6 protein-coding genes are annotated in these 7,546 nt (G+C 37.1%); all 6 read right to left on the reverse strand.

What is annotated here, in order from left to right:
- Positions 1-137 precede the first annotated feature (137 nt).
- Entirely contained in the window at positions 138-1,004 is an 867-nt protein-coding gene (locus ABE048_RS14925; RefSeq protein ID WP_430312057.1) for a 2-oxoacid:ferredoxin oxidoreductase subunit beta, read from the reverse strand.
- The gene (locus ABE048_RS14930; protein ID WP_430312058.1) at positions 991-2,742 is read right to left on the reverse strand and encodes a 2-oxoacid:acceptor oxidoreductase subunit alpha; all 1,752 of its coding nucleotides are present in this window, start codon (positions 2,740-2,742) and stop codon (positions 991-993) included. Before ABE048_RS14930 ends, ABE048_RS14925 begins: the two co-directional genes overlap by 14 nt.
- 256 nt (positions 2,743-2,998) lie before the next feature.
- Positions 2,999-3,265: a stage V sporulation protein S gene (locus ABE048_RS14935; protein WP_119414357.1), complete on the reverse strand. Its 267-nt coding sequence runs from the start codon at positions 3,263-3,265 to the stop codon at positions 2,999-3,001.
- 87 nt (positions 3,266-3,352) lie between these two features.
- A complete protein-coding gene (locus tag ABE048_RS14940) occupies positions 3,353-4,150 on the reverse strand; it encodes a TIGR00282 family metallophosphoesterase (protein ID WP_430312059.1) in 798 nt (265 codons plus the stop codon).
- 182 nt (positions 4,151-4,332) lie between these two features.
- The gene (gene rny / locus ABE048_RS14945) at positions 4,333-5,889 is read right to left on the reverse strand and encodes a ribonuclease Y (protein ID WP_430312060.1); all 1,557 of its coding nucleotides are present in this window, start codon (positions 5,887-5,889) and stop codon (positions 4,333-4,335) included.
- Positions 5,890-6,092: 203 nt separating this feature from the next.
- Positions 6,093-7,145, reverse strand: coding sequence for a recombinase RecA (gene recA / locus ABE048_RS14950; protein ID WP_430312061.1), 1,053 nt, complete (start codon positions 7,143-7,145; stop codon positions 6,093-6,095).
- Between the last annotated feature and the right edge of the window lie 401 nt (positions 7,146-7,546).

The raw sequence follows: 7,546 nt of genomic DNA on the forward strand, positions 1-7,546 counted from the left end.
ATGAAGCATTTTTAAATTGACGAAATAGAAGAAAGAAGAAAGAGACAACGAAAAAATATTTTCGTTGTCTCTTATTTTGGACTTATTAAATAGCCCTTTACTTTAATTATGGAATATAGATTTAAAAGAACTTGAAATTATATAAACTCTTTCATTAGTTCATTTAATTCTTCTTCTTTGATCATAATGTCTGCTTTGTTAAGTGGTTCTTCATTGTAACCAATAATTTTTTCTTGATATGAAGGTTCATCTTCGTTTTGATAGATAATACCTGTTACTAGACCTTCATGTTCCATTACAGTTTTCATCGCTTCAGCACGATTTGTAGAATCGTATCCTTCAATACTTGAAAGTTTTGTAATGTTTTCTTTGAACCAGTCATATGTGTTGATTTTGTTATATGTCACACATGGACTAAATACATTGATAAATGAGAAGCCTTTATGTCTCATACCTGCTTCGATAATCGCTGTTAGCTCTTTTAAGTCTGTTGAGAAACTTTGTGCAACAAATGTAGCACCTGAAGATAGAGCGACTTCTAACGGTTTTAGTGATGGTTCGATTGCGCCACCTGGTGTTGATTTTGTAATAAAACCAGCAGCAGAGCGTGGTGAAGTTTGACCTTTTGTTAAACCATAGATTTGGTTATCCATGACAATGTAAGTGATATCAATATTACGACGGATTGAGTGGATTGTATGGCCCATACCTATTGCAAAACCATCTCCGTCACCACCTGTAGCGATGACATTTAAATCACGGTTAGCCATTTTTAACCCTTGAGCAATTGGTAATGCACGACCATGAATACCATGTAAGCCATATGAGTTAATATAACCTGATAAACGGCCTGAACATCCAATACCTGAAACTACCGCAAGTTCATGTGGTACGATTTCAAGGTTTGCTGCAGCACGTTGAATGGCAGCTTGCACTGAAAAGTCACCACATCCTGGACACCAGTTAGGTTTTACAGTGTTACGAAAATCCTTAAATGTTACCATCTGTTAGCAACTCCTTTACACGGCCAAGTAATTCCATTGGTAAGAATGGCGTACCGTCATATTTTGTTAAGTTTACAATTTTATCATGATGACCCATGTTTAATTTCATAACATTAGCTAATTGACCAGTCGCATTATTTTCGACAACAATCACTTTTTTCGCATGATTGATTAATGACTTCATTTCTTCAACTGGGAATGGGTGAATTAAACGAATATGTGCATGGTTTGTTTTAACGCCTTCTGCATCTAACATTGGACGGATTTCTTCTAATGCACCTTTTGTAGAACCAAAACCTACAAGTAATACATCGGCTTCTTCGTTAGGTGCATCTGTAAATACTGGTGTATCAAAATGTACATGTTGTAATTTACGGAAGCGTTTGTCCATTTGAGTCTTACGGTTGCCTGCTGCTTCAGAAGGTTTTCCTTCTTCGTTATGTTCAACACCAGTTACATGGTGAATACCGTATTTTTGACCTGGAACCACTCGTGTAGAAATACCATCTTCTGTTACTGCATAACGTTTAAAGTATTGTTTGTCTTCGATTTCAGGAAGTTCATCCATATTTAATTTACCGCGATTAATTGTAATCTTAGAGTAGTCAAAAGGTTCAACTGTTTGTTTACCAAGTGATAATTGTAAATCTGACAGTAAGATGACTGGTAATTGTAACTCATCTGCAATATTGAATGCTTGAATCGTATCGTAGAATGCTTCTTCACCAGTTGATGGTGCAATGACTACTTTTGGAATTTCACCGTGAGTTCCGTAAAGCATTGCCATTAAATCTGATTGTTCTTGTTTTGTTGGAAGACCTGTAGATGGGCCACCACGTTGTGTATCAACGACAACTAAAGGTATTTCTGTCATACCTGCAAGACCAAGTGCTTCCATCATAAGTGAAAGACCAGGGCCTGCTGATGCTGTGAATGCACGTGCACCACCGTAGTTTGCACCAATAGCCATTGTTGCAGCTGCGATTTCATCTTCTGTTTGAATAACAGTACCACCAAATTTAGGTAATTTTTTAATTAAGTATTCCATAATTTCTGATGCTGGTGTAATAGGGTATGCACTCATTAAACGAGAACCTGCAGCTAGTGCACCAAGTGCAATAGCTTCGTTACCAATCATGAATAAACGATGTTTGCCATCTCCAGGTTCAAGTTCGAATTTACCAACTTGATCTTTTAGCAATCCATCCATCATTTCATGACCTTTAGCGATAGCTTCCATATTCTTTTGTACAACAGCTTCACCTTTACGGCCGAAGATTTCGTCGACAACACTTTGGAAGACTTCATCTTTAAGATTCATTAGTGCAGCTGTTGCACCGATTGCAACCATGTTTTTCATAAGTGAAGTACCAAGTTCAGTAGCAATTTCTGTAAATGGTACGACATATAATTCAGCTGGGCAATCTTCTGGTTTTTCAGGATTAAATTTAGCATCTGCTAAAATTACTCCTTCAGCTGCTAATTCTTTATAGTTAACCTCAATTGTTTCTTGGTCAAATGCAACCAAAATATTTAGGTCATCTGGAATCGTATGTACAGTTGATGTACGTACGTTAATTTTATTATTCGTATGGCCACCTTTGATACGGGAAGAGAAGTGGCGATATCCATATAAATGGTAACCTAAGCGGTTCATCGCAGTTGAGAAAATTTCTCCTGTACTTTCAATACCTTCCCCCTGTTGCCCACCGACTTTCCATGAAAGCTGATGTAACATTATCAACATCTCCTTAATATATAACGTCAAAGCTTTTTTATCTTTCATAAGTTTATCATGAACATGCGTATGACACTATCGTTATTAGATGATTTCATTTAAAATCAGACCTTTGACTGAAATGAATGTTCATGAAAATGTAATGATAATTGTTCGGTTTATGTATATTTTCTTTCAAATCCAAAAAAAAATACCGGAAATTATCCGGTATTTTTATAAGCCATCTAGCTAAACAAGCGCGTTCAGCTTTTATTTCTTATCGTCCTTTTTTTTCGACGAGTAATTTTAAAGCTGTTCGATCTTCACCAGCTATTAAAATATCAGTAAATGCTGGTGAACATGTTAAATCAGTACCACTCGGCGCTACAAAACCTCTCGCAATTGCGATCGCTTTCACCGCCTGATTGAGGGCACCTGCCCCAACTGCTTGCATCTCTGCATATCCTTGCTCTCTTATCACTGCCACTAATGCACCTGCTACTGAATTCGGATTGGAGCGAGACGATACTTTCAATGAATCCACAACTATTCCTCCCTTAGTTTGAAAAATCAGGGACATTTTGATTGTCCATGGAACATTGTATGCACCTCATGCATGATATAGACTAAATTAAGGAACGAAAGGATAATCTGCGTTTATATAAATTCTTTCAAAGTTATTAGCTTTTCCAGTCTTATTATCAAGATCTACAAAGAAGCCACTAAATACTTCTCTACCTTGTTTTGGTACTTCGAAACGTACTGGCATATTTGTTTTAAATCGATAAAGTACGCTTTCCTTTTTCATACCAAGTACTTCATCATAAGGTCCAGTCATCCCTACGTCTGAAATAAATGCCGTTCCTCCAGGGAAAATTCGTGCATCTGCTGTTTGTACATGTGTATGTGTACCAACAACTGTTGATGCTTTGCCATCTAAATGCCAACCTAAAGCAATTTTTTCACTAGTAGTTTCTGCATGAAAATCTACAAAAACTAGTGGAGATATTTTTTTTGCTTCATTAACTAATTCTTCTGCTTTTGCAAATGGATCACCATGTGGTGGCAAGAATGTGCGACCATGTAAATTGATGATTGAAATAGTTTGACCGTTTTTCGTTACGGAAACCATTCCTTTACCCGGTGCTTCATCTGAAAAGTTAGCAGGACGGATTAAATAGTCAGCATCATCGATAAAGTCAAAGATTTCTTTTTGGTCCCATGTATGGTTCCCCATTGTAATAACATCTACACCCATCATGAGTAAATCTTGATAAATACGTTTTGTAATACCTCGACCTGCGGCTGCATTTTCTCCATTCGCAATGACAACATCAACATTATATTTTCTTTTTAATCGTGGTAAATAGGATTCAACTGCATCTAAGCCAATATCCCCTACTATATCTCCAATAAATAGTACTTTCATTTTATACACCCATTCCCATTAAAAAAGGCTTCTCGACCGAAGTTCAAAGAAGCCTTTTGTCAATTAAATTTTAGAAATGTACATCTTCTTTTGATGTACGTTTTAATAAATAATCCCATTAAGCTTCCGCGGTTAGACCTTTGCTTCATTCAAGTCTGAACGAGCAGCTTCAGCATTTAAGACTATTTTGCATATTCAACAGCACGAGTTTCACGAATTACTGTTACTTTAATATGTCCAGGATAGTCAAGCTCATCCTCAATTTGTTTTCGAATATCACGTGCTAATCGATGTGATGCTAAATCATCAATCTGATCTGGACGTACGATTATACGAATTTCGCGGCCCGCTTGAATTGCATATGATTTTTCTACACCTTCGTATGACTCTGAAATTTCTTCCAGTTTTTCGAGGCGACGAATATAATTTTCTAAAGTTTCACTTCGCGCTCCTGGTCTTGCTGCAGACAATGCATCAGCAGCTGCCACTAATACTGCAATAACAGACGTTGGTTCTGTGTCACCATGATGAGATGCAATACTATTTATCACAACAGGATGCTCATGATATTTTGATGCTAATTCCACACCTATTTCAACATGGCTTCCTTCTACTTCATGGTCTATTGCTTTACCTATATCGTGCAGTAAACCTGCTCGTTTAGCTAAAATCACGTCTTCACCCAATTCAGCTGCAAGTAAACCAGCTAAATGTGCTACTTCTACAGAATGTTTTAAGACGTTTTGACCATAGCTTGTACGATATTTCATACGACCAAGAATTTTCATTAAATCTGGATGTAAATTATGAATTCCTACTTCAAAAGTTGTTTGTTCACCAGTCTCACGAATCTGTTCGTCTACCTCACGGCGCGATTTCTCTACCATTTCTTCAATACGCGCAGGGTGAATACGGCCATCTTGAACTAATTTTTCAAGTGCTAGACGGGCTGTTTCACGACGAATTGGATCAAAGCCAGATAAGATTACTGCTTCTGGTGTATCGTCGATTATTAAATCAATACCTGTTAACGTTTCCAGTGTTCGGATGTTACGACCTTCACGTCCGATAATACGACCCTTCATCTCATCGTTTGGTAAGTTAACGACAGACACAGTCGTTTCAGCAACGTGGTCTGCTGCAAAGCGTTGAATGGCAAGTGATAAAACTTCTCGTGCCTTTTTATCAGCTTCCTCTTTTGCACGTGTTTCAGCTTCTTTTGTCATGACGGCAATATCAGTTGATAACTCATTTTCTACTTGTTTTAAGATGATTGCTTTTGCTTCTTCGCGAGTTAATGCTGAAATGCGTTCAATTTCGGATTGTTGTTTGGCAACAAGTTCTTCCACTTTGCTTTCCATCTGTACAATATGCTGTTGTCTTTCAGCTAGAGCCTCTTCTTTACGCTCTAATCCTGATTCTCTCTTATTCAGAGCGTCATCCTTGCGATCAAGATTTTCTTCTCTTTGCAATAACCGGTTCTCTTGTTTCATAAGCTCAGACCGGCGTTCACGGATGTCATTTTCTGCTTCAGTTCGAAGTTTGTGAGTTTCATCTTTTGCTTCAAGTAGTGCTTCTTTCTTAAGAGCTTCCGCTTCTCTTTTACCTTCTTCAATAATAAGTTCTGCAGAATTCTTTGCACCTGTCACTTTTGAATCGTTCACTTTTTTCATGACGAAATAGATAACAACGGCACCGACGATGAGTCCAAGCAAAGCGGAGATGATGATTTCTATCATTCGAACACCTCCTCTTGCTGTTTTCATATTCTGTTTCAGTCGGCTTTACATTGATTATTCAATATAGTGCCAATTTCATTTCAAGTTTAGAAATAATACAAGTTAATTGTATAGTTGAAATATAGACCTGTCAAGGATTCACAGTTTTTGGATATATATAATAGACCCCTTCAATAATCCTTGAAGGGGTCTTTCGAACGAAACTATTCTTCATCAAATAATGTTGGGTCTACTTCATCTTCCAATTCTTCTGGTACATCATACTCATCTCCAGCAATACCTGAAGCAACACGAATTTTTTGAGCAATTTCATCACGAACTTCCGGGTTTTCCTTAAGGAATTGCTTAGCATTTTCACGGCCTTGTCCTAAACGTTCATCTTCATAGGCATACCATGAACCACTTTTTTGCACGATATCTTTTTCAACACCGATATCGATAATTTCTCCTTCTTTTGAAATCCCTTCGCCATACATAATATCAACTTCAGCTGTTTTAAATGGCGGTGCAACTTTATTCTTTACAACTTTAATCTTCGTGCGGTTACCAACCATATCATTACCTTGTTTAATCGTTTCTGCACGACGCACTTCTAATCGAACAGAAGCATAGAATTTAAGCGCACGTCCACCTGGAGTTGTTTCCGGGTTACCGAACATAACACCAATCTTTTCACGAATTTGGTTAATAAAAATAGCAATGGTATTAGACTTATTAATAATACCAGATAATTTTCGTAATGCTTGTGACATTAAACGTGCTTGAAGGCCAACATGTGAGTCGCCCATTTCGCCTTCAATTTCTGCTTTTGGTACTAGTGCTGCTACTGAGTCGATAACAATAATATCAATGGCACCGCTTCGTACAAGTGCTTCTGCAATTTCTAAGGCTTGTTCACCAGTATCTGGTTGAGAAAGTAATAATTCGTCAATATTTACGCCAAGTTTAGAAGCATAAACAGGATCGAGAGCATGTTCAGCATCAATAAATGCTGCTTGACCTCCATTTGCTTGTACTTCTGCGATTGCGTGTAGTGCTACTGTAGTTTTACCAGAACTTTCTGGTCCATATATTTCAATAACACGACCTCGAGGATAACCACCAACTCCAAGTACTGTATCAAGTGCTAAAGAGCCACTTGAAGATGTAGAAACTTTACGGTCTGCCTGTTCTCCTAATTTCATAACAGACCCTTTACCAAATTGCTTTTCAATTTGTTTAAGAGCCATATCTAATGCCGCTTTACGTTCGTCCAATCTAGTTCCTCCTTCAAAATGCGTTCTCTTATATTTCTGTCTCTACTATACTTCTTTTTTGAGAAAAACACAAGAAAAAAGCGAACATTTATTCGCAATTTTTTTATATACTATTAAATAGTGATAGATTAATTGAATATGAAATCTGTATTCTACCTAATTTTCAATATACAAAACTAAATTTTAAATAAATCAATTTCTTAAATCTATTATCGATTTTTAAATACGAACATTTTAACACATTGACTTTTCACTATTCAGATTTGGATGTTCCGCTACAGACAGGCGCTTTCCGCGGACTTGGCTGCAATCGCCTAATTATTACACTTTGGGGACTGAAAAAGTGTCTATATACAAATATTAATAGTATTAATCTGTTTTTTGCATGATGTGGAATTAGC

The organism is Rummeliibacillus pycnus, from assembly GCF_050459865.1.
Taxonomy (GTDB): Bacteria; Bacillota; Bacilli; order Bacillales_A; family Planococcaceae; genus Rummeliibacillus; species Rummeliibacillus pycnus_B.